Raw genomic sequence first — 19,406 nt, 5'->3', positions numbered from 1 at the left:
AGCCGGATAGGCCGGCGCTTGACGCGGCAATCCGAACCTTGCATTCCGGGCACAGGCGCCGGGTAGGACAAGAGCGTCGCCGTATGTCGCCGTATGGGGAAAGGTAGGCAGAGATGGCTGGGGCGGCATTCAGGAAGCCGGGCGTCGAGATCACGCCGCTTTCCAGGGAAACCCTGCAGGACAGGGTTTACCGGCACGTCACCGAGTTGATCCTCGACGGCAGTATCGTTCCAGGTGAAATGGTGACGGTGCAGAGCCTTGCCGACGCTTTCGGCGTCAGCCCGATGCCGGTTCGCGAGGCACTGCGGCGTCTGAGCGCCGCCAACGCATTGATGGTGGTTTCGGGCCGGTCAATCGGTATCCCGGCATTAAGCCGCGCGCGACTCATCGATCTCAGGAACGTCAGGTTTGAGATCGAGGCGATCGCCGCCGCATGGGCGGCCGAGCGAATGGACGATGCCAGCGTGGCGCTGCTGCGCCAGCATCTGGACGCACTCGAACAGGCCAATGCCGCCGGCGACGTCAAATCCTACCTCAGGGCCAACTACGCCTTCCATTTCTCCATCTATCGAGCCGCAGGCTCGGAAAACATGCTCAACATCATCGAGAACCTGTGGCTGCAGATCAGTCCCTATTTCAACATGCTGCACGATTCCGGAAACTATTCGACCGCGAACCAGCACCATCAGCAGATGTTTGCAGCGCTGCGAGACCGCAACGCGGAGGCGGTCCGGGCTGCGGTTCGCGCTGACATCGACGCGGCTTTCACTGTCCTGATCAAACTGCTGAAATAGGGTGAGGTCGCCAAGCCCGACATAGCAGGACGGTGATGCTGACCACCAACCGAACCGCCGAGCATCAGCGGGCATTTCCGGCGCCCTGCTGCGGTGATTCATCCAGAGGGGACGATCCAGCGCTCACAGGGCGGAGTTGGTCAGGGGTAGCGTTTGCCAGAGCCTACAAGCTCATCCTTTAATGCTGGCGTTGCGGTGTGACCGTCGGCACGGGTGAAGGCATGCCCGATTGATGGCGGCGGCTTGTCAACGAGAAGGGGAGACGGCAGTGTTCTGACGTTATCAATGAGCCGCGTTTCGCCGAGCCAGGCCGCTGCAAACAGGCGTGCCGGCCGATCCAGGCTTGCTATCGGTTGCAGATCTGCCTCGCCACGGAGTTCCAGGTACTCGACCTCGCGATAGCCTGCGGACAGGATCGCTGCGCGCGCTTCGGCAAGCGTTGGCAGGACGGGAGAGCCGTTCGAGAGCCCCGACGCCGTATCGAGTAGGACCGATGCTAGCCTTGGGGCGACGGCGCGCTCTGCCGGCGAGAGCCGGACATTGCGCGACGACAAAGCGAGACCATCGGCTTCCCGGACTGTCGGACAGGGGACGACGGTGATCGGAATATCCAGGTCCCGGACCATGCGCCTGATAAGTTGAAGCTGCTGGAAGTCCTTCTCTCCGAAAAAGGCGAAATCAGCGCCGGTCTGCAGGAAGAGTTTTGCAACGACGGTCGCCACCCCATCGAAATGGCCGGGCCGGAACGCACCGCACAGGCTTTCACTGACGCCGGACACGGACACGGTCGTGGCGAAGCCGTCAGGATACATCTCAGTCGCATCCGGAACATAAAGCAGGTGGGCGCCCAGCAGCGTAAGCTTTGCAGCGTCTTCATTTTCCATGCGGGGATAGGCGGCAAGATCCGCCGCACTGTTGAACTGCTTGGGATTGACGAACAGCGTCACGATCACGCGATCGGCCTTTTGAAGCGCAGAACGCACGAGACTCGAATGCCCTTCGTGCAAGGCTCCCATCGTAGGCACCACGGCGATATTGGCACCAGAACGGCGCCATCCCGCCACAACGGTACGAAGCTCGGCAATGGTGCGGACGATCGGCACGCTCACGCGGTTTCTCCGGCCTGCGGCGCGTCGGCGAAGAGATGTTCGGCCGCCGGAAAGCGCCCTCCCCGCACATCAGCCGCGTAAGCCGTAATGGCAGCTTCGGCCTCTGAGCCCAGTTCGGCATAGCGCTTGACGAATTTCGGACGAAAACCGGTGAACATGCCCAGAATATCGTCGACGACCAGAACCTGGCCGTCGCAGGCGGCGGAGGCGCCGATCCCGATGGTTGGAATCGTAACCTCCTCGGTTATTCTTCGTGCGAGCGGCTCGGCCACTTTTTCCAGCACAACGGAGAATGAGCCGGATTCGGCAACAGCAACAGCGTCCCGCAAAATCCTGTCGCCGTCTCTGCCCCTGCCCTGGACCTTGTAGCCGCCAAGCACATTGATCGCTTGCGGTGTCAGCCCGACATGGCTCATGACGGGGATGCCGCGGGCAACGAGAAAGCGGATCGTGTCAGCCATGCTCTCGCCGCCCTCCAGCTTGACCGCGGCGCATCCGGTCTCCGCCATCAGCCGGGCGGCGTTGCGAAAGGCCTGTTCGCAGCCCTCCTCATAGGAGCCGAACGGCATGTCGACGACCATCAGCGCTCGTTCAAGACCGCGGCGCACGGCCTTGCCGTGCATGATCATCATCTCCAGCGTAACCCCGAGGGTTGACGTCAGGCCGTGAAGCACCATGCCGACGCTGTCGCCGACCAGGACCACGTCGCAATGCCTATCGGCGAGGCGCGCAACGGGCGTTGTATACGCTGTTAAGCAGACAATCGGCTTCTTGTGCTTTCGGGCCGCAATGTCCGACGGCGTCAGCGCCTTTGTCTCAACCGCCACACTCATAGGCACATTCCCTCGGGTCAAGTTCCAGCGGTGACGGTTTTGCATAGTTCTGTGCAGGTGCGAAGGCCAAAACCGCACTGCATCAGAAAAGTTTGTGCGTCGCGAAGCAGGCTCTCGGCAAAGCAAATACAGAGGGCCAGCGTTCCTCTGCTTCGGTGCGCCACAACCGTGTTGCTGATCGGCTGAGCAATCGGGCTCCGGTCGTTTTCAACTCGAACCGTTTAACTGCCGCACGGCGGTTCACGCCAGAAGCGACCTTGGTTGCAAGCCTATCCGAAATGCGTTGTGACGGAAGCATGCGCCCGCACTCCAGACACTACCATTTGATTCAATATCGCTGGTTCGAATCGGTTCCGAAACAAGGTGCACGCTGGCGGCGTTGGCATTTTCCGCATATTAGCAATCCCTTGACTATCGTCAAAGCCGCTCCAGAATCATGGGCATGGCTTGGGAAATTGCGGACATCAATATCGGCGATGAGGTGGCGATCACCGTGACGGTGCTGAAGCTCCTGGACGACGGAAGAGCTAGCGTCAGCATCCCCTCCTATGGTTTTCCGCATTCGATCCCTGCTCCTAAAAAGTATCACCGACTGGACGCCTGTCCGCCGCAAAAAGATGTCGCTCACAGATGAGGCGGATTAGCGAACGCAGATCAAACCATCGATGCCGAAGACAAGTCCGCTAAGTCTGGCCGCCCTTGCTCTGGTGCGCGTGGCATCGAGGAGACCTGCCGGCCGGCGTGCTGCCGATCGAGGAGGCTGTCTTCCTGCTCTTATGGCCAAGAGCCCATGCATGAGGATGAGGCGCTTGCCACGGCTATCATTGAAACAGTTGAACGGCTAACTGCTTGCGGGACCCCAGGTGGCGCACTGTACGAAAATTACCAACTTCGTTAGCCGGGAACAAGCACTCTACATCAAACGTTTTTTTGCGCGAGACTGAACTCTCCTCCGTTCTCCAGTCTGGCTGTAAAGGCCCGCTGCTCTGCACGGGCAGCGGGCTCTGAGGGTTCGCACATGCCGCAGCGCCAGCGTACCAATCGCACCTGCCTTAGTCCTCATGATTTGGCTATTTGCCAGCGCGTTTTGGATCGGATTTGCGCAGACTAAGACCTCGACCCTTTAAGCCAACAGGGCAAAATCCTGGCGGAAACGGTAGTGGCGACTTTTCGAAATGCTCACACGGACGAGCGCGAACTGCTAAAGGCAGTCAGGTCTCATCGAGGAAATTGAGCAGCAAAATTTCACCCGACCGACAAGGTCGGGCTTGACCCATTCGGCCTTGTCCCCGGAGCAGGCCCGGGAGCTAACGAGGCCCTAACTGCCAACAAGATAGGCGTCACCGATTGCGGCGTCGCTGTGCTGACGGTCGTTTTGCGCCCTCATCATTCCGCTCTTGCATAGCAGTCCCAGTCTTCAGCCGCTGTTCCCGTAGTCTGGCCGTTTTTGCCTCCCGTGCCGTACGCTCAGTGCGATCCTTGCTTTCCTGATGAGCAGCCATGCTTCACCTACGTTTTTTGCTGGTGCCCAACCTTCGTCAAAACCCGCTGTTCCACTCCGGATCCTACCTCAGGGCTAGTACGCCTTTCATTTCTCCATCTATCGAGCCGCTGGCTCGGAAAACATGCTCAACATCATCGAGAACCTGTGGCTGCAGATCAGCTCCTATTTCAACATGCTGCACGATTCTGGAAACTATTCGACCGCCAACCAGCACCATCAGCAGATGTTTGCAGCGCTGCGAGACCGCAATACGGAAGCGGTCCGCGCGCGGTTCGCGCCGACATCGACGCGGCTTTCACAGTGCTGATCAAACTGCTGAAGTACATTCAGGTCGCCATAAGCGACATGCCGCCTCCATTGCTGATCAGACTTCCAGTTCTTTTTCCGCCCACTCCGCGAATTTTTCCAACTTGACGAGCAAGCTCTCGGCTTCGGGTAGTGATTTTGCCCTGATTCCGTATTGAGCTTCGTCCTTCTCATCGAGGATGCTCCGCAACCTGCTGGCCTGCGCTGCAGGAAGGCGATTTCCAAGCGCATCGCGCATGGTTTTCACCACGGCCGCATGATCCGCGCGGTTGATCTTTCCTGCAAATCGGGCAGTGAGCGCATCGGCGTATGCTATTGCCGCATTCACGATCTGCGACATAGCCGGATTTCCGATGTCACCCGTTTCAGACATTGCCACCTCCAAACGGGCAGCCTTCAAATATGAGCGGGCGATGCGCAGTCGCCCCTCGCCAAAGCCTGTCTCGACTGCTTTCGTCGCACCTCTTCTGATCATGCCAACGCCTTCTGGCGAGTTTTTGTTGCGAGTTCGTCCGGGCGTGGACCCAAGACGAGCAGGGCATTAGCTTCAACCCCGCCCCACCACGGGTCTCGCGTGCTCGACAGCCTTGCCACATCCTGCGGAGTGAGTCCCACGACCGAGGGATTGAAGCCAAGCTTTTGACCTTGGGTCACCAGTGCCTCACGGATTTCTTGGAGCGCGCTTTCTAGCTTTTCGGATGGCGTAACCACTGCGATGTCGAGATCGCTGTCTGGACGGTCCTCGCCCCTCGCCACGCTGCCGTAAATCCAGGCTGCGAGTACGTTCGGCCGAACTGCGGAAACCGCCTCAGTGACTACAGCGCGAATGTTGGAATACCGAAGCGCCTCCTGCTCAAAGAGGGCTTCCAGTGATGTCGCCAGTGGATGGCGATCATTCAACCGATAAAGACGAGCCCTGCCCGTTCCCTCTGAAGATACGATGCCAATCCCCTCCAAGGTTGCGAGAGCAGACCATACGCTTGCCCTCGCAAGCCCACTACGAGCCGCAAGCAATGGCGAAGAAAGCAAGCCGCCGTGCCGGGATAATTCCCGGAGCAATCTTACGCTTGCGTCGGTGCCGAGCATAATGGTGAGTGGATAGCGCAAAGCGCTTTGAGCGGTCGAGCGTGCCATCGCGTAAGTTCCTTCTGCTCTCGCAGCCATAGCACATCGATTGCCGGATATCAAATCTGATGTTTCGTTTTCTAAACAAATGTCCTGTTATCTGAGTCTTGGCGGTTGCTGCGCCGCTGTCACGAATATATCCGAGCGATGTTGATCGTCTCGAGCGACGGCGAAAGCCGGGCTTGATCCCTACGCAAGAATATCGCGCATCTAAGATGCGCGAAATTCCCAGACATCTGACCGCAGGCCTGAATTATCGCGCATCTGTAATGCGCGATAATTCTGTGCCGCGCCTCGCAAGCGCACCCCATCTGCGCGCTGAACCAGCGGAGCGGGTTCAGCTCGTCCAGGGTGTGTTTGTCGATTCGCAGCGGCCGACCTTGCACATACGGTAGTTGCCCGCAGCGAGTGTGAGCTTTGCCAAAGCAGGCCTTGCTAAACTTCTGCTAGTCCATTTCAGGGGAATGGAGGCCGTGCCTATTGCCCTGTCGACGTTGCGACACGGCAGCGATTGGGGCACATTCCAAGCCATGTGCAATCTCTACAACATCACGACCAGCCAGGAGGCCATCCGTCAGTGGACCCGCGCCTTGCGCGACATCCTCGGCAATCTCGAACCCTCCATCGACATCTATCCCAACCAGCCCGGCCCGGTGGTGCGCAATGCGCCGGACGGCGAACGCGAATTGGCCAATCTGCTGTGGGGCATGCCGACGCCACTGGAGCGGGTGAAGGGCAAGGCCGACTATGGCACCACCAATATCCGCAATCCGCAATACGGCCATTGGCAGCAATATCTCGGCATTGAGAACCGCTGCGTGGTGCCCGTCACCAGCTTTGCCGAGCCCAGCCCGACGCCCGGCGACAAGGACCCCGAGACCGGCATTCAGCGCAACTACTGGTTTGCACTCGGCGAGGACCGCCCGCTGTTCTTCTTTGCCGGCCTGTGGACGCGCTGGCATGGCCTTCGCAAGGTCAAGGACGGCCCCGCCGATCACCAGGTCTATGGCTTCATGACGACCCAGCCCAACACGCTGATCGCGCCGATCCACGAAAAGGCAATGCCGGTGATCCTGACCACGCCGGAAGAAACCGAGACCTGGCTGACGGCGCCATGGTCCGAGGCAAGGCACCTGCAGCGCACGGCGCCCGATGATGCGCTGGTGATCGTCGACAAGCCGGCGACACAGATCAAGTTTCCGCAGCAGGCGCCGGCGCAAGGCTCGTTGTTTTAGCGCTTGAATTTCTGCAGCACCCAGATGTAGCTCTTGGGCGGATGGTCCTGGTCGATGAACTGCGTCTTCATCGTCGTGTCCTTGCGGCGGCATCGTTTGCACCTGAACCTGATCGCTTCCAGCGGCTTGCTCCAGCCCACCACCTGGGCCACGTCATTCGCCCTGAAGCGTCCGACATGGTAGCAGTGGCCGCACTCCACGATGAGCAGCATGTTGGCCTTGGCGGCACGCCCAACGCTGTCCATCGGCCCGGCCATGGCTCATTTCCGGGTCGAGTAACCCTCGGGGAGGGGAAGCAGGCCAAGCTCCGCCATCCGGTAATCGGGCTCCTTCTCCGCTACGCTGGCCAGCACCTCGTGCAATTTCTCGACAAGCCCGCAAAGCTGCCAGAACAGCTCGCCATGCGCCTTCAGATGCAGCTGCGACGACAGCACCGTCTTGCGCAGGCTCAAAGCGTCCCTGATGATCGCCTCCGCATCCCTCGCCGACAGCCTGTCAAACCGGCTTTTTCGTCTGCCCATCGCGGCTCTCCTCGATTTGTGAGCACCGCCCCGCCTACTGACAAATAGGAAGGCATTCCTCGCAGAGTCAATTCGCTCTTGACATTTTTGTTCCGTTTTTGTTCACTTAGCAAAGGAGGTTTGGAGCAACGGCCATGGACCACATTGTGAGACTGGACAGCCGCCAGGAGGCTGCGCTGCAGGCGATCGCCGACAGATTCATAGCCCAGCACAAAGGCGACGCGGTGAAGGCGCTCAAGGAAATGATCGTCCTCAATGGCCACCTCCAGGACCGTCTTGACGAACTCTCGGCTCCGCGACGGGCAAACATCAGGAGGAACGACAATGGGCACTATTCGCCTAGACGCTGAAGCCAGAGCTGAACTTCATTCTGAGGCGGTCAAGCTCATCGCCCGATACGACAGCCCGCTTGAGACCGTAAAGGCGCTCATGGCTTATAACTGCGAGCTTGAGACTCAAATTCTGGCCCTCGCTCACCGGCATCCCGGACTGGTGGCGCTCGGTTACGACGACACGCCGCCAATCTTGGGATGAGCCATGACCGTCGGAACGGCCCTCATGCCGCCGGACGGGTATGGTGATGACGGCGAGTGACTCAGCAGGTTCGAGATGCAACGAGCCCGGACGATTCGCGACAAGTATGCCAACCGGGGCCGAGCCAGCCGGTGACGCCAGCTCGCTTCTCTTCAGCATGACCGGGTCGAGTTGACCATGCAGGATCTTATCAGCTTTTTGGAAGCCAACTCCGCGCTGATGCTGGCCAACCCGGCCGCCTTTGCCAGTCTTGCGGTTCTTTTCGGAGGAGGCGGATTTGCGGTCGGCCGCTATTTGTTGACCGAGCGTCTGGCCAATCTGGAAAGCCGCATTGCCAGGCGTGACGAGGAAATTGCTGAGCTGAAGACTGGGAAGAAAATGCAAGATGACGAGCCGCCAATGGTGCCTATAGTCGGCACTGCTGCAATAGGTCCAATCATTCGAAGCGACCCGGTAGCTCTGGCCATCGGACGAGCCCAACGCACCGGCCCGGCAACCACAAATGGAAGACGACGAGCATACTGAAGGCCAGCCGTCCTCTCTGCAAAGAAGCGCGGAAAATGATTGTTTACTGCCTTCGACCCACGATAGCCGCAGCCTTGGCCAATCACTATCCAACTGAATACCAGGGCGAAGGCCAGATGCCATGCACCGAGTGACACCAATGACTCGCCGATCTGTTGCTGAAGATCTCGAAAGCGCAGCTCAGCGCATAGCCGAAATGTCTCGCGCGAACTTGCAGATCCTTCTGCGTCGCGCTGCTTTGATGCTCCGAAACGTCGGTGGCGTGCCGCTGGAGCCCGCGACCGCAGATGCACTCGATTCCATAGCGGCCGAGATGAAAATCGGCAGGCCAGACCTTATCCAGATCATCTTGGGACAATGGCTGGAAACGAATGCCTATCTGCCGGTTCGGACGATTGACGAGGAAAGCGAGACGGACGGGAGCGCGTAGTTATCCTCAGCTAACCTCGACGCCTGATCGCTGAGCGATTTTCCGTGTCTTTCGAAGTGTCCTGTTCAAAGCGACCGAGAAGGGGAACGCGCAAGCTTCGTTCCCGTCCACATAGGAAGCGAAAACGCGAACGAGGCGGACAAGGACAATCTGAGCGGTGTCGTCATCCTGGTTCCCTTGAAAGCCGAAGCGGCGTCGTGAAAGGGTGGCGAAATTTTGTGCTCGCGTTCGACTATCAAGTTGAAATCGGCAATTGGCGTCCGGCCCAAAGCCAGAAGGCGCCCTGCCCGCGGCGATCCGGTGAATCAGTCTGTTGGGAATGAGCCAAGTCGTTTCGGTATCATGCGATGATACGTTTGCTGGAGGCAGCAGTTGATACGTTCGTTCAAAGACAGAGCCAGCAAGGCCGTTTCGGAAGGCAAAGCACCGAAGGGTTTCCCGTCGGACCTCGTCCGTCCACTCAGCGGAAGCTGTTCATGATCGACAACGCTGCTGAATTGGCGGACCTCAAGACGCCGCCAGGTTGAGGCGCTGAAAGGCAATCGTGCCGGTAAGCATTCGATCCACATCAATGATCAATTCCGTGTCTGCTTTCGGTGGGTAGATGGGGCGGCAGAGGATATTGAAATCACCGACTATCACTGAGGATATCGTGACCGCCCATGCCCTAACGCAAACAACCTACGCAAACCAACGCATCGCTCACTGCCAGGAGCTTCACAATGTTGAACCTCGACACCCCGATCCATCCAGGAGAAATCCTTCGCGAGGAATATCTCGCACCGCCTGGCCTGAAGCCCTATACGCTGGCGAAGAAGCTGCATGTACCGCGCACCCGCATTGAGCGCTTGACGCACGAGGCGACCCCGATCACTCCGGATACTGCTCTGCGCCTGGCCAAGTTCTTCGGCACCACGCAGATGAACATTGCAGGCCAGCTATGATCTCGCGGTCGAAGGCAGAGCGAAGCAGGCCGAGATTGCTGAGATCGAACAGCTCGAAGTCGCGGGCTGAACAGTTTTGCTATCGCGGCACCCGACTGGTGACATAGCGGCATAGAACCGACATGGCGGCGCAGAGCCATCTGGGCGAGGCCGCATCTTAGACACAATATTCGCCTTCCGGTCCGCAACAGCCGTGAATGACATCATCGGTCAATCCAGCGCGCGCAGATAGCGGATGGGGCGCCCACCAGCAATCCGCTCAGCGGCTGTGGCTATGGATTGGCGTCGATGCCGAAGTGGCGGTAAAGATCACCGATTGTCCCCGACTGGCCAAAGTGCTCGACGCCGAGACTACGCGTGCGGTGGCCGTAGATTGAGCCCAGCCAGCCGTGTGCCGCTGGGTGGCCGTCTGCGACGGTGACGATCGCACAATGGGCTGGAAGGTCGGCGAACAGCCTTTCGACATGGCTTCTGGCATGAACAAGGCCGCTCACGTGCGCGACTTGCCGCCGTCCAGCCTGCGTTCAACCGGTCGGCCGAGGTCACCGCCAAAAGACCGACGTCGCGACGATCCTCCGCCATCATACCCACCGCCTCGATGGCTTCCGGCGCGACGGCTCCTGTATAGGCGACGATCACCTCGGGATTCGGACCCGGACGCCGCAGCCAATAGCCGCAGCGTCGAATAGTACGCCGCCCCGCGCCGTAGCGACCGAGCATTGAAAAAAGCTACACAATAGCGTAATGATGGATACGCGATTGGAGCTACACATATGACCTTGAACATCCGAAACGATGAAGCTGACAAATTGGCGCGGGAGCTTGCCCGCCTCGACCGCACCAATATCACCGAAGCGGTGATATCCGCTCTCCGTGAGACAATCCGAAACCGGATGCAAAAGGAGCGGCCGCGCGAGACTGCAAAGAAGATTCTGGCAAAACATGGCCTGTCATTCCAACCTGATCGAAAGCCGGTCCCACAAGAAGCCTATCACGACCTGGATCACGATCTGCAGGGCGACGAATAATGTTCGTGGATGCCTGTGCCATCGTGTCGATGATGGCTGGCGAGGACACGGCCGATAGCTATGAAGCCGCCTTGCTGGAAGCGCCCTCCCCCCTCACATCGACGCTCGCCGCGTGGGAGGCGATTATTGTTCTATCCCGGCCGGACCAGCTGAATTGCCCGTACAGCGCCGCCGAGGCGGTCGTGGTCGAATGGCTGGAAGCCAGAAGAATCGCGCTTCGCGAGCCAGGATCGCCGCTGCGGGTACTGTCCTATGCCGTCGCGGTTGCCGAAAAACAGGGAATTGGCAAACGCTACCTCAGCAATTTCGATTGCTTTCACTACGCCTATGCCAAGACGATGCGCGCGCCGCTGCTGACGCTCGACGGGCTCTTGTGCGAAACCGACGTGAAGACCCTGCCACAACGGCGCTTTCCGCGGAAAAAAAGCCGTAGCCGGAACGCGCCCCCATAGGGCGCTGTGTGTATGCATTGCGATGAAGTCGGGGGAGCCGTTCGCCTTGGCGGCGCTCTGGGAGAATTGGCGCGACCCCGCTATCGGCGGCAACATCCGCTTCACGGTGCTGACCTGTGAGCCGAATCCGCTCATGGCGACGTTCCACAACCGTGTGCCGGTCATACTGGCGCCCGAAGAATACATGATTTGGCTGACGGACCCCGAACCGGAACATCTCATGAAGGCGTTCCCAGAAGAGCTGCGACCATGTGGAAGTTTGGCCGCGACGTCGGCAACCCGAGAAACCGCCGCCCAGTTCAACCTCGGTGCTGTCCGGAACGAATTGCAGCATGCGCTGCGCCAAGCGGCGAAGAAGCATAGGATCGGATTCAAACCGATTCGCCGAAGTATTCAGTGGAGCTCTGACCAGAGCGCAGCCTAACGTCCCACGAAGGCCCGCGACTGCATAGGCTAACTTTCTTGAATTGCGCATAATGCCTGCTCTCGACCTCGTAGCGAATCTAGAAGACAAGCTTGAGGCTACGGAGAGAGTTCCAAGTCGGAGTGGTTTCCAATTCGGTGAAGTCACCAGCCGCGATCTCCCTGGCATGTTTTCAACAGCGCTCCGGCGATTGCGCGGGCAAGCGAACCGCCGACACTTATTCGCAGTACGCCAGCCTCCGCAATCTGATCAAAGGTCAAGCCGGGTGCACCATGGCCCACGAATCGGCAATCCCTTCGGGGGTATCGGCGTATCCGTTCTCCAAATCCGCCGACACCGGAATATCGGTCGAAGCTGCTATTTCAGCAGCGTAGGTCAAGCTTTCAGCGCGGCTGACCTCCCGCGTTCCGTCTTTCTTGCCTTTCGATAAGGCGTAGTCTGAAGATGTGGTTGCCAGCGCCTTCAGCCCAACCCCGTCATTATTGGAGCGCCGGCAATGTCCCATCGATTTGGAATGACAAAGCAGCCCGTTTTGTGAAGAGCACGAAAACATTCGACTTTTTGGGATCGACTTATCGTCAGTGGCGTTGCCTTTATCTCCCGGCGCCGCGCAATTGGAGCGGCGCTGCTGAGGAGGCAAGCAACGATGCTGCAAACCTATAGTCGCGACGTCGCGGAGATCGACAATGCGAGGCGATCGTCTCGATCACTTGCCACACTCTTGCAGCGCTCTTCCAAGTTCCTGTCGTCGTCATTCTCGTTTTGGACGGCAAAGTGGTTTCCGTCGAGAAAGTCGGCAAAGTAGCACTCCAGGAAGCAGAGATCGAGGCGGCTTAATCGTCGCTGGCAACGGGACTTGTCGTGAGCGCCGGAGTCTATCCGGCGTTGACCTCCCGCTTTGACTTTTGACCCGTGAAAACAACGGCAGGAGGTCCCCGCGCCGCGATCGGGCTCGCATTCGAACGCCCGCCGGTTCCACCCAGATGCGCTCGCCGAACACGTCTGGAAGGGCACGCTGGCCCAATACGGCGGCCGTCTGCACCACCAGGATAACGGGAAGACCGAGGTTATCGTCTTCGACTATGTTGATGAGATGGTCCCAGTGCTGGCGCGCATGGCAGCAAAACGGCGAACGGGATATCGGACGCTCGGCTATAGGGTTGAGTGATCCGCCGCCGGCCGCTCATCGGCTGAAGTCCAGTTCCGTTCCGGTTCGCAGACGTTCCATATAGGCGCGATAGGCGAAACTGCGGTCGCGCTTCTTTCCCGTCGTTTCCACGAGGATACCGATTTCGGCCAGCACCTCGATGGCGCGGGCTGCGGTCGGCTTGCTCGTGTCGAGCAGCTTCATCGCCGATGCGACGGTCACGATCGGATGCCGCGGAAGCCGCTCGAACAATCGAAGAGCTGAAACGGATACGGATTCGACACCGAGCAGCCGCGTGCGATCCGCGCTGACGAGGTTGAACAATTCACGCGCCGAGCCGACAGCTTCATCGGCGATCGTGGCGATGCCATCGAGAAAAAAATCGATCCAGCCCTCCCAGTCGCCCTCTAGCCGCACGAGATTGAGGCGCCGGTAGTATTCCTCGCGATGACGCTTGAAGAAGAGGCTGAGATAGAGAAGCGGAGCCCTCAAGAGTCCCCAGTGTTCCAGCAGGAGGGCGATCATCAGGCGCCCGATCCGCCCATTGCCATCGAGATAGGGGTGAATGGTTTCGAACTGGGCATGCAAGAGACCCGTCCGCACGAGCTTCGGCAGCTGGTCGTCGGCGTGGATGTATTTCTCTAAAGAGCTGAGAAGCTGAGGGAGTTTCTCGGAAGGCGGCGGAACATAAGCCGCGTTCCCGGGACGGCTTCCGCCAATCCAGTTCTGGCTGCGGCGGATTTCTCCGGGCTGCCTGCTTCCGCCGCGCACGCCGCGCATCAACCGCTTGTGTGCTTCGTTCAAGAGCCGCAGGGAAAGCGGCAGACCATGCTTCGACGCGAGCTGGTTGCGCGCGTAGGCAAGGGCGTCGAGGTATTTTGTCACCTCCTCGACATCGGCGTTGGGTTGGGGCTGTTCCTCGGCTTCAAAAGCGAGAAGGTCGACGAGCGATGCTTGCGTGCCCTCGATCTGAGACGAGATCACCGCTTCCTTGCGCACGAAGGCGTAGATGAACCAGTCGAGCGAAGGCACCATCTCGCCCGCCAGATCGAGTCGGACAAGCGCCTGCTCGGCTTGCCCAAGGCGGCGTTTGAGCTTGGCGTCGATGACAAGCACCGGCCGCACCGGCGGCAGATCGAAGGGGACGAAAGCACCAACCTTCTCGCCGCCTGCGGTCACGCTTTCGTACCGGCCTGTTGTGCGCTTCGGCATGACTTGGCGGCTCAACCCGGGGGGACGACGTTGTTCCAACGGCCGGACGCAAGGAACGCTTATGTTCTCTGTCGGCCACGCTGAGAACGAACTCTTTACTAGTCAGAGTTCTTAGTCAATAAATTGTTCCTAGTGGTTTCCGCCTGATAAGAGTCCCGGGTGGGATTCCCTTTTGCCTGTGCGCATGCGAATCTGGCGCATGCGCACTGGAATATCTCTCACCGTCTCGCCTTCTGATCATCGGCGCCTGGCTGGTCAGCGACCGCAACGCAACAGTGTCGTGATTCCGACCTGTAGGGTCACCCATGGTTCTAAATCTGCTCATCGGCACGATCGTCATAAGCCTGACGGTGCTGGTTCATACCTTTGGCCTTATCGCCGTCACACATGCGATGGGATATCTTATCTCCCGCTTTCGCATGCACGGGCGCCGCAGCCGTATCATGGCGATGATCAGCGTGGTGATGGGTCTCCTTGCCGGCATGACCGCGGAGGTGTGGCTCTGGGCCGGGCTATACCGGTTGCTTGATATCTTCGCCGATTGCGAAACGGCGTTGTACTTTTCCACCATCACCTTCTCGACGGTCGGCTATGGCGACATCGTGCCAGCTCATGCGTGGCGTGTCCTGGCGGCGCTGGAGGGCGTGAACGGGTTCTTGCTCATCGGCTGGTCGACCGCCTACCTGATCGCAGCCGGGACCCGTATCGGACCGTTCAAGGCCGGTGAGCATTTCTGACCAATCAATGCGCAGACTTGCTCCCGATCAATGATTGCGTGGCATTCTGTTGGTAGGCTTTCTGGATGGGTGCTTAGGCAAGAGAGGTTTGCCTTCTGCTTCTTTCGGCGAATTGACTATGTGCTGATCGGAGGAAAGAAATCAGTTTCGGGAGGATAAGTATGGGCGAAGATCTATACGGCCATCATGCTGACCGCATTCAAGCGGCGATCGCCTCGGACGCTGCGGCGACGTCGGCGTTGGTTGCGTCCTGGCGCCGGTCTTCCAATTTGCATCGGCTCGATCCAGCTGACCGCAGCCCTCCACATTATCTGACAGAGGCCGAACTGGGGCAGGCCCGGCTACGCATCGAACCTCTCGTCAACGCCGCGCAATCAAGTCTCGATCGTCTCTATCTTGCGGTAGGCGGCGTCGGATGCTGTGTCCTACTCGCCGATCGTGACGGCGTGCCGATCGAACGGCGCGGCGCGCCCGTCGACGACAAGACGTTTCATTCCTGGGGTTTGTGGACTGGTTCGGTCTGGAATGAGGAAAGCCAGGGCACCAACGGAATTGGCACCTGTCTTGTCGAAGGGCGCGCGCTGACAATTCACCGTGACCAACATTTCCATACGCGCAACACCCTACTCAGTTGCACCACCGCCCCGATCCACGATCATGAGGGGAATCTTATGGCTGCTCTTGACGTGTCTTCCTGCCGGGCTGACCTGATCGAGGCCTTCGCCAATCTCATTTCGATCGCCGTGATCGACGCGGCGCGCCGGATCGAGGCGGAGAACTTCAAGATGGCATTCCCGAAGGCGCGAATTCTGCTGGCGCCGGTGAGCGACAAAGGCTCCGGCGCGCTCATCGCCGTCGATGCCGACGAGCTCGTGGTCGGCGCGACCCGTTCGGCCCGCCTGGCACTTGGCATTACGCAGCAGTGCCTCGACAAACCGATGCCCGCCGCCGATCTGCTCGGTTGGGCTGAGAGTGACTCCAAAATTCTCGCTGAGGCAGAACGCGCAGCTCTACAGCGAGCGCTGGCACGGGCGGACGGAAATGTCTCCGCAGCGGCTCAGGCACTTGGGATTAGCCGCGCGACGCTTCACCGCAAGCTCAACCGCCTTGATGTTCACCGGACGCACTGACCTTTCGATCTGACTGTCGCAATTCTGCGACACATCGTCCCCGACCACTGTGACCGGTACGGTGACAACCACAGGCGGAAATCGCAAGTCTCTTCCGAAGCGTCGCATCCCGCGACGTCAGCTTTGGGAGGAATACGCATGAACAAGGTTGAATTCTCACGCTCGGTCAAAGCACCCTTCGACAAGCGCTACGGCAATTTCATCGGCGGCAAATGGGCCGAGCCCCGCTCCGGCCGCTACTTCGAGAACTTCTCGCCGGTGAACGGTCAGCTACTTTGCGAGGTGGCGCGCTCGGATGCCCAGGACATCGAGGTGGCCCTGGACGCGGCACATGCCGCCAAGGACGCCTGGGGGCGCACGAGCGTGGCCGAGCGGTCACTCATCCTCAATCGCATCGCCGACCGCATGGAGGAAAACCTCGATCTCCTCGCATGTGCCGAAACCTGGGACAACGGCAAGCCGATCCGCGAAACGACCGCCGCCGACCTGCCCTTGGCCATCGACCATTTCCGCTATTTTGCCGGCGCCGTGCGCGGCCAGGAAGGGAGCCTTTCCCAGATCGACGACGACACCGTCGCCTATCATTTCCATGAGCCGCTCGGTGTGGTCGGCCAGATCATCCCCTGGAACTTTCCGCTGCTGATGGCATGCTGGAAGCTTGCTCCCGCGCTTGCCGTGGGAAACTGCGTCGTGCTGAAGCCTGCCGAGCAGACCCCGGCTGCCATCCTGCTGTGGGCCGACCTTATTGGCGATCTGCTGCCGCCGGGTGTGCTCAACATTGTCAACGGCTTCGGCCTCGAAGCCGGTAAGCCGCTCGCGTCGTCGCCGCGCATTGCCAAGATCGCCTTTACCGGCGAGACCACGACGGGCCGGCTGATCATGCAATATGCCAGCCAGAACCTTATCCCCGTAACACTGGAATTGGGCGGCAAATCGCCAAACATCTTCTTCAAGGATGTTGTCGCCGAGGATGACGATTTCTTCGACAAGGCGATCGAAGGCTTCGTCATGTTTGCGCTAAACCAGGGCGAGGTCTGTACCTGCCCGAGCCGCGCGCTCATCCATGAATCGATCTACGATACGTTCATGGAACGCGCCCTCAAGCGCGTCGAGGCGATCGTGCAGGGCGATCCGCTCGATCCGGCGACGATGATTGGCGCCCAGGCCTCGTCCGAGCAGTTGGAGAAGATCCTGTCCTATATCGACATCGGCCGCCAGGAAGGCGCGGAGGTGCTGACCGGTGGCGCCCGCAATGTTCTGCCTGGTGATCTCGCCGGCGGCTACTACATGAAGCCTACGGTGTTCAAGGGCCACAACAAGATGCGCATCTTCCAGGAAGAGATCTTCGGACCGGTGGTCTCGGTCACGACCTTCAAGGACGACGACGAAGCGCTCAGCATAGCCAACGATACGCTCTACGGCCTCGGCGCCGGTATCTGGACACGCGACAGCAATCGCGCCTACCGGTTCGGCCGCGCGATCCAGGCGGGCCGCGTCTGGACCAACTGCTACCACGCCTATCCCGCGCATGCGGCCTTCGGCGGCTACAAGCAGTCTGGCATCGGCCGCGAGACACACAAGATGATGCTCGACCACTATCAGCAGACCAAGAACATGCTGGTCAGCTATAGCCCGAAGAAGCTCGGCTTCTTCTGATCACCTCTTTGTCTCACAGGCGCGGCCCGCGAGGGGCCGCGCCCATAATGACTGGAAACCGGATTAGACTATGCATGCAAAAGTCACGGCGACGCCGGAAGCCCTTGAACTGATCGCGGAAATTGTTGCCGAGCACGGACCAGTGCTGTTCCACCAATCCGGCGGCTGCTGCGACGGGTCTTCGCCGATGTGCTATCCGCTTGCTGGCTTCATCGTCGGCGATCAGGATGTGTTGCTCGGCCACATCGGCGACGCGCCCTTCTATATCGGGGCTTCGCAATTCGAGGTCTGGAAGCATACCGATCTCATCATCGACGTAGTGCCTGGCCGCGGCGGCATGTTCTCCCTCGATAACGGACGGGAGAAGCGATTCCTGACTCGGTCGAAGATCTGCGCTGTTCAGATCGGGAGGTAGCCTTCCCATCCGACTGCCGCCGATGGTCAGACCGCTACCGAATGCCTGGCCTTGCCGGTTTCGAAATATTTGTCGAACTTTGTCGCGATGCTCCTGACAAAGGGCCGGCTTTCCGCAGGCACGACGAAGCGGTCACCATCAAGTTCAAGCAACCAGCGATCGGTTCTTCTTGGATGTGCAGCCGCTGTGGGGGTCCGTCGCCTTTCTCACGGGCGGCGAGCTCCTTTCGCGAAGGCGGTGTTGGTCAGAGAACCTTTAGCGCAGTTCAAGTTAGCTGGTTGCCATTGGGGGGACTAATGTCCCCTCCTCTTTTGCAGCAGCCAGGAATGCCTTACGAGCCTCCTCAGGTTCCATCTCGTCGAATATCACGGCCATGCAAACGCGCACCGCGAGGTCCCAGCAAGGGCCACGTTTGGTCCACTTCATCAGCTCCTCGCCGGCTGCCTCGGCGTTGTTGACGTTGCGGATGATCCCGGGACGCTCCGTCTTGACGGGGACCGGAGGGTTGAACCAATGGAGTGCCATACAGTCACTCTTTGTCGGCCCTATCAAGTTCCTCCAGGAAAGACCTTTGCTCAGCCGGCAGTTCCCGTTCTACAGGCAGATTTAGCAGGTTGCGAAGGTAATTGCGGATTACCTCTAACTATTGAAAATGGCGCAGGACGGCGCGCTTTGTTGCGATGCCACAGTGACTGAAGTTGGCTGACAGCTACTCGCCACAGTCGAAAGCCACGCAGAGGCCCATGGCAGTTGCTGCCTCGACGATCGCCTCGGTCAGTTCTTCATCGGAGGCCACCAAATAAGGCGCAGCCTCCCGCGCTTCGCGCAGCGCCGCTTTTATCGAGACCGTGTCGCGACGGTCCACCCTATTGAGGAGTACGGTGATTGCTTGCTCTAGAAGTGGACCGACCCTTCGCGCGACGCTCATCCAGCCCTCCCCAGGGACACGCCGAAGTGGACTCTACTCCTACCTCCGAATCGTACAATTGTACGGTGCTGGCCGCAACAGTCAGGAATGTTTGGTTGAAAAATTCGTCCGGGTGATCGGATAATTGGGCGCGCGAAGAGGTCCGGACGCCCCGTGGTGCCAAGCACTGTTGCTTCGCCGTCGATGATTGCCCGCTTTGCGTCAATTCAGCCGCAGCCCGGACGATTGGGCTGTATCTGTCGGTCCAGTCGAAGCCGTTTCGCGTGAAGGCCTGCACCTTACCCCGTTGGATGATCAACTGCGTGCGATACCCATCATATTTGATGTCGTGAAACCACCCTGGGCCCTTGGGCGGCTTCTCGACCAGGGTGGGCATTTGGAACTCAATAAATGACAGCCGGCCAACGCCAGGCTCGG

At 59.4% G+C, this 19,406-nt stretch carries 28 protein-coding genes and 2 pseudogenes; 17 read left to right on the top strand and 13 right to left on the bottom strand.

Annotated features, from left to right (window positions below; genetic code table 11):
• Positions 1 to 113 precede the first annotated feature (113 nt).
• Positions 114 to 794 (top strand): GntR family transcriptional regulator, encoded by a 681-nt coding sequence (locus NKI24_RS13230; protein WP_352452184.1) that lies wholly within the window; start codon positions 114 to 116, stop codon positions 792 to 794.
• A gap of 140 nt (positions 795 to 934) precedes the next feature.
• On the opposite strand, the gene panC is transcribed toward NKI24_RS13230, so the two are convergent.
• Positions 935 to 1,903 (bottom strand): pantoate--beta-alanine ligase, encoded by a 969-nt coding sequence (panC, locus tag NKI24_RS13225; RefSeq protein ID WP_352452183.1) that lies wholly within the window; start codon positions 1,901 to 1,903, stop codon positions 935 to 937.
• Complete coding sequence (gene panB / locus NKI24_RS13220; RefSeq protein WP_352745293.1) at positions 1,900 to 2,736, bottom strand: 3-methyl-2-oxobutanoate hydroxymethyltransferase; 837 nt, start codon at positions 2,734 to 2,736, stop codon at positions 1,900 to 1,902. Before panB ends, panC begins: the two co-directional genes overlap by 4 nt.
• A 442-nt stretch (positions 2,737 to 3,178) precedes the next feature.
• On the opposite strand from panB, the gene NKI24_RS13215 reads away from it, so the two are divergent.
• Both NKI24_RS13215 and NKI24_RS13210 read left to right on the top strand, forming a co-directional pair.
• Positions 3,179 to 3,370: a hypothetical protein gene (locus tag NKI24_RS13215; RefSeq protein WP_352745781.1), complete on the top strand. Its 192-nt coding sequence runs from the start codon at positions 3,179 to 3,181 to the stop codon at positions 3,368 to 3,370.
• Between the two features lie 991 nt (positions 3,371 to 4,361).
• Complete coding sequence (locus NKI24_RS13210; protein WP_352745290.1) at positions 4,362 to 4,547, top strand: FCD domain-containing protein; 186 nt, start codon at positions 4,362 to 4,364, stop codon at positions 4,545 to 4,547.
• A gap of 57 nt (positions 4,548 to 4,604) precedes the next feature.
• Here NKI24_RS13210 and NKI24_RS13205 read toward each other — a convergent pair whose 3' ends face one another.
• Together NKI24_RS13205 and NKI24_RS13200 are read right to left on the bottom strand one after the other, a co-directional pair.
• On the bottom strand, positions 4,605 to 5,021 hold the full coding sequence (locus NKI24_RS13205) for a hypothetical protein (RefSeq protein ID WP_352745288.1): 417 nt from the start codon (positions 5,019 to 5,021) through the stop codon (positions 4,605 to 4,607).
• A complete protein-coding gene (locus NKI24_RS13200; protein WP_352745286.1) occupies positions 5,018 to 5,680 on the bottom strand; it encodes a nucleotidyltransferase domain-containing protein in 663 nt (220 codons plus the stop codon). Before NKI24_RS13200 ends, NKI24_RS13205 begins: the two co-directional genes overlap by 4 nt.
• Positions 5,681 to 6,201: 521 nt before the next feature.
• Between NKI24_RS13200 and NKI24_RS13195 the strand changes: the two genes are divergently transcribed.
• The gene (locus NKI24_RS13195) at positions 6,202 to 6,906 is read left to right on the top strand and encodes an SOS response-associated peptidase (protein WP_352745838.1); all 705 of its coding nucleotides are present in this window, start codon (positions 6,202 to 6,204) and stop codon (positions 6,904 to 6,906) included.
• Here the strand turns inward: NKI24_RS13195 and NKI24_RS13190 are convergent.
• Positions 6,903 to 7,163, bottom strand: a complete 261-nt coding sequence (locus tag NKI24_RS13190) for a hypothetical protein (protein ID WP_352745777.1) — start codon at positions 7,161 to 7,163, stop codon at positions 6,903 to 6,905. The two genes, NKI24_RS13195 and NKI24_RS13190, sit on opposite strands and share 4 nt — an antisense overlap.
• Before the next feature lie 3 nt (positions 7,164 to 7,166).
• Positions 7,167 to 7,427 (bottom strand): hypothetical protein, encoded by a 261-nt coding sequence (locus NKI24_RS13185; protein WP_352745284.1) that lies wholly within the window; start codon positions 7,425 to 7,427, stop codon positions 7,167 to 7,169.
• A gap of 134 nt (positions 7,428 to 7,561) precedes the next feature.
• Between NKI24_RS13185 and NKI24_RS13180 the strand changes: the two genes are divergently transcribed.
• The 6 genes and pseudogenes from NKI24_RS13180 to NKI24_RS13155 all read left to right on the top strand — a co-directional run bounded on the left by NKI24_RS13180 (position 7,562) and on the right by NKI24_RS13155 (position 9,860).
• Positions 7,562 to 7,777, top strand: coding sequence for a hypothetical protein (locus tag NKI24_RS13180; protein WP_352745281.1), 216 nt, complete (start codon positions 7,562 to 7,564; stop codon positions 7,775 to 7,777).
• Entirely contained in the window at positions 7,752 to 7,961 is a 210-nt protein-coding gene (locus NKI24_RS13175) for a hypothetical protein (protein WP_352745278.1), read from the top strand. Before NKI24_RS13180 ends, NKI24_RS13175 begins: the two co-directional genes overlap by 26 nt.
• A gap of 177 nt (positions 7,962 to 8,138) precedes the next feature.
• Entirely contained in the window at positions 8,139 to 8,486 is a 348-nt protein-coding gene (locus NKI24_RS13170; protein WP_352745276.1) for a hypothetical protein, read from the top strand.
• 139 nt (positions 8,487 to 8,625) lie between these two features.
• Positions 8,626 to 8,916, top strand: coding sequence for a hypothetical protein (locus tag NKI24_RS13165; protein ID WP_352745459.1), 291 nt, complete (start codon positions 8,626 to 8,628; stop codon positions 8,914 to 8,916).
• Positions 8,917 to 9,288: 372 nt separating this feature from the next.
• Positions 9,289 to 9,561: pseudogene (locus tag NKI24_RS13160) on the top strand (type II toxin-antitoxin system RelE/ParE family toxin).
• Between the two features lie 77 nt (positions 9,562 to 9,638).
• Positions 9,639 to 9,860, top strand: a complete 222-nt coding sequence (locus tag NKI24_RS13155) for a HigA family addiction module antitoxin (RefSeq protein WP_352745273.1) — start codon at positions 9,639 to 9,641, stop codon at positions 9,858 to 9,860.
• A 210-nt stretch (positions 9,861 to 10,070) separates the two neighbouring features.
• Here NKI24_RS13155 and NKI24_RS13150 read toward each other — a convergent pair.
• Positions 10,071 to 10,532: pseudogene (locus NKI24_RS13150) on the bottom strand (transketolase-like TK C-terminal-containing protein); the annotation flags it as partial.
• A 101-nt stretch (positions 10,533 to 10,633) separates the two neighbouring features.
• Here NKI24_RS13150 and NKI24_RS13145 point away from each other — a divergent pair.
• From NKI24_RS13145 to NKI24_RS13135, 3 genes are read left to right on the top strand one after another with little or no spacing between them, the layout of a single operon-like run.
• Positions 10,634 to 10,888, top strand: coding sequence for a type II toxin-antitoxin system VapB family antitoxin (locus NKI24_RS13145; RefSeq protein WP_352745270.1), 255 nt, complete (start codon positions 10,634 to 10,636; stop codon positions 10,886 to 10,888).
• A complete protein-coding gene (locus NKI24_RS13140; RefSeq protein WP_352745267.1) occupies positions 10,888 to 11,340 on the top strand; it encodes a type II toxin-antitoxin system VapC family toxin in 453 nt (150 codons plus the stop codon). The genes NKI24_RS13145 and NKI24_RS13140 overlap by 1 nt, the downstream gene beginning before the upstream one ends.
• 22 nt (positions 11,341 to 11,362) lie before the next feature.
• Positions 11,363 to 11,764, top strand: coding sequence for an SOS response-associated peptidase family protein (locus NKI24_RS13135; RefSeq protein WP_502901451.1), 402 nt, complete (start codon positions 11,363 to 11,365; stop codon positions 11,762 to 11,764).
• Between the two features lie 256 nt (positions 11,765 to 12,020).
• Here the strand turns inward: NKI24_RS13135 and NKI24_RS13130 are convergent, their stop codons facing one another.
• Positions 12,021 to 12,404 carry an isocitrate lyase/phosphoenolpyruvate mutase family protein gene (locus tag NKI24_RS13130; protein ID WP_352745770.1) on the bottom strand — a complete coding sequence of 128 codons (384 nt, stop codon included), beginning with the start codon at positions 12,402 to 12,404 and terminating at the stop codon, positions 12,021 to 12,023.
• 543 nt (positions 12,405 to 12,947) lie between these two features.
• Positions 12,948 to 14,123, bottom strand: coding sequence for a Fic family protein (locus NKI24_RS13125; protein WP_352745767.1), 1,176 nt, complete (start codon positions 14,121 to 14,123; stop codon positions 12,948 to 12,950).
• 305 nt (positions 14,124 to 14,428) lie between these two features.
• Here NKI24_RS13125 and NKI24_RS13120 point away from each other — a divergent pair, with 305 nt between their 5' ends.
• The 4 genes from NKI24_RS13120 (at position 14,429) to NKI24_RS13105 (ending at position 18,061) form a co-directional block, all read left to right on the top strand.
• Positions 14,429 to 14,860, top strand: a complete 432-nt coding sequence (locus tag NKI24_RS13120) for a potassium channel family protein (RefSeq protein WP_352745258.1) — start codon at positions 14,429 to 14,431, stop codon at positions 14,858 to 14,860.
• A gap of 161 nt (positions 14,861 to 15,021) precedes the next feature.
• The gene (locus NKI24_RS13115) at positions 15,022 to 15,990 is read left to right on the top strand and encodes a GAF domain-containing protein (RefSeq protein ID WP_352745255.1); all 969 of its coding nucleotides are present in this window, start codon (positions 15,022 to 15,024) and stop codon (positions 15,988 to 15,990) included.
• 138 nt (positions 15,991 to 16,128) lie between these two features.
• Complete coding sequence (gene adh / locus NKI24_RS13110) at positions 16,129 to 17,646, top strand: aldehyde dehydrogenase (RefSeq protein WP_352745764.1); 1,518 nt, start codon at positions 16,129 to 16,131, stop codon at positions 17,644 to 17,646.
• A 70-nt stretch (positions 17,647 to 17,716) separates the two neighbouring features.
• Entirely contained in the window at positions 17,717 to 18,061 is a 345-nt protein-coding gene (locus NKI24_RS13105; protein ID WP_352745761.1) for a DUF779 domain-containing protein, read from the top strand.
• 26 nt (positions 18,062 to 18,087) lie between these two features.
• Here NKI24_RS13105 and NKI24_RS13100 read toward each other — a convergent pair whose 3' ends face one another.
• From NKI24_RS13100 to NKI24_RS13085, 4 genes are all read right to left on the bottom strand, one after another.
• Positions 18,088 to 18,213, bottom strand: a complete 126-nt coding sequence (locus NKI24_RS13100) for a hypothetical protein (protein ID WP_502894994.1) — start codon at positions 18,211 to 18,213, stop codon at positions 18,088 to 18,090.
• A 118-nt stretch (positions 18,214 to 18,331) separates the two neighbouring features.
• A complete protein-coding gene (locus tag NKI24_RS13095; protein ID WP_352745758.1) occupies positions 18,332 to 18,586 on the bottom strand; it encodes a DUF982 domain-containing protein in 255 nt (84 codons plus the stop codon).
• 184 nt (positions 18,587 to 18,770) lie between these two features.
• Positions 18,771 to 18,989: a hypothetical protein gene (locus NKI24_RS13090; protein WP_352745845.1), complete on the bottom strand. Its 219-nt coding sequence runs from the start codon at positions 18,987 to 18,989 to the stop codon at positions 18,771 to 18,773.
• The gene (locus tag NKI24_RS13085; protein ID WP_352745835.1) at positions 18,928 to 19,365 is read right to left on the bottom strand and encodes an ATP-dependent DNA ligase; all 438 of its coding nucleotides are present in this window, start codon (positions 19,363 to 19,365) and stop codon (positions 18,928 to 18,930) included. The genes NKI24_RS13090 and NKI24_RS13085 overlap by 62 nt, the downstream gene beginning before the upstream one ends.
• Positions 19,366 to 19,406: the final 41 nt, after the last annotated feature.

The sequence above is a fragment of the Mesorhizobium sp. M0701 genome, assembly GCF_040320365.1.
GTDB lineage: Bacteria > Pseudomonadota > Alphaproteobacteria > Rhizobiales > Rhizobiaceae > Mesorhizobium.
The sequence above is the reverse complement of the archived record's forward strand: the minus strand, read 5'-3'. Positions and strand labels throughout refer to the sequence as shown.

Bases quoted from the DNA above. Each gene is read 5' to 3' on its own strand.
- NKI24_RS13200 (WP_352745286.1), bottom strand. From the start codon at position 5,680: ATGGCACGCTCGACCGCTCAAAGCGCTTTGCGCTATCCACTCACCATT.
- NKI24_RS13145 (WP_352745270.1), top strand. From the start codon at position 10,634: ATGACCTTGAACATCCGAAACGATGAAGCTGACAAATTGGCGCGGGAG.
- NKI24_RS13210 (WP_352745290.1), top strand. From the start codon at position 4,362: ATGCTCAACATCATCGAGAACCTGTGGCTGCAGATCAGCTCCTATTTC.
- adh (WP_352745764.1), top strand. From the start codon at position 16,129: ATGAACAAGGTTGAATTCTCACGCTCGGTCAAAGCACCCTTCGACAAG.
- NKI24_RS13095 (WP_352745758.1), bottom strand. From the start codon at position 18,586: ATGGCACTCCATTGGTTCAACCCTCCGGTCCCCGTCAAGACGGAGCGT.
- NKI24_RS13190 (WP_352745777.1), bottom strand. From the start codon at position 7,163: ATGGCCGGGCCGATGGACAGCGTTGGGCGTGCCGCCAAGGCCAACATG.
- NKI24_RS13105 (WP_352745761.1), top strand. From the start codon at position 17,717: ATGCATGCAAAAGTCACGGCGACGCCGGAAGCCCTTGAACTGATCGCG.
- NKI24_RS13155 (WP_352745273.1), top strand. From the start codon at position 9,639: ATGTTGAACCTCGACACCCCGATCCATCCAGGAGAAATCCTTCGCGAG.
- NKI24_RS13090 (WP_352745845.1), bottom strand. From the start codon at position 18,989: ATGAGCGTCGCGCGAAGGGTCGGTCCACTTCTAGAGCAAGCAATCACC.
- NKI24_RS13205 (WP_352745288.1), bottom strand. From the start codon at position 5,021: ATGATCAGAAGAGGTGCGACGAAAGCAGTCGAGACAGGCTTTGGCGAG.
- NKI24_RS13175 (WP_352745278.1), top strand. From the start codon at position 7,752: ATGGGCACTATTCGCCTAGACGCTGAAGCCAGAGCTGAACTTCATTCT.
- NKI24_RS13135 (WP_502901451.1), top strand. From the start codon at position 11,363: ATGAAGTCGGGGGAGCCGTTCGCCTTGGCGGCGCTCTGGGAGAATTGG.
- panB (WP_352745293.1), bottom strand. From the start codon at position 2,736: ATGAGTGTGGCGGTTGAGACAAAGGCGCTGACGCCGTCGGACATTGCG.
- NKI24_RS13115 (WP_352745255.1), top strand. From the start codon at position 15,022: ATGGGCGAAGATCTATACGGCCATCATGCTGACCGCATTCAAGCGGCG.
- NKI24_RS13085 (WP_352745835.1), bottom strand. From the start codon at position 19,365: ATGCCCACCCTGGTCGAGAAGCCGCCCAAGGGCCCAGGGTGGTTTCAC.
- NKI24_RS13125 (WP_352745767.1), bottom strand. From the start codon at position 14,123: ATGCCGAAGCGCACAACAGGCCGGTACGAAAGCGTGACCGCAGGCGGC.
- NKI24_RS13215 (WP_352745781.1), top strand. From the start codon at position 3,179: ATGGCTTGGGAAATTGCGGACATCAATATCGGCGATGAGGTGGCGATC.
- NKI24_RS13170 (WP_352745276.1), top strand. From the start codon at position 8,139: ATGCAGGATCTTATCAGCTTTTTGGAAGCCAACTCCGCGCTGATGCTG.
- NKI24_RS13120 (WP_352745258.1), top strand. From the start codon at position 14,429: ATGGTTCTAAATCTGCTCATCGGCACGATCGTCATAAGCCTGACGGTG.
- NKI24_RS13140 (WP_352745267.1), top strand. From the start codon at position 10,888: ATGTTCGTGGATGCCTGTGCCATCGTGTCGATGATGGCTGGCGAGGAC.
- NKI24_RS13195 (WP_352745838.1), top strand. From the start codon at position 6,202: ATGTGCAATCTCTACAACATCACGACCAGCCAGGAGGCCATCCGTCAG.
- NKI24_RS13230 (WP_352452184.1), top strand. From the start codon at position 114: ATGGCTGGGGCGGCATTCAGGAAGCCGGGCGTCGAGATCACGCCGCTT.
- NKI24_RS13180 (WP_352745281.1), top strand. From the start codon at position 7,562: ATGGACCACATTGTGAGACTGGACAGCCGCCAGGAGGCTGCGCTGCAG.
- NKI24_RS13165 (WP_352745459.1), top strand. From the start codon at position 8,626: ATGACTCGCCGATCTGTTGCTGAAGATCTCGAAAGCGCAGCTCAGCGC.
- NKI24_RS13185 (WP_352745284.1), bottom strand. From the start codon at position 7,427: ATGGGCAGACGAAAAAGCCGGTTTGACAGGCTGTCGGCGAGGGATGCG.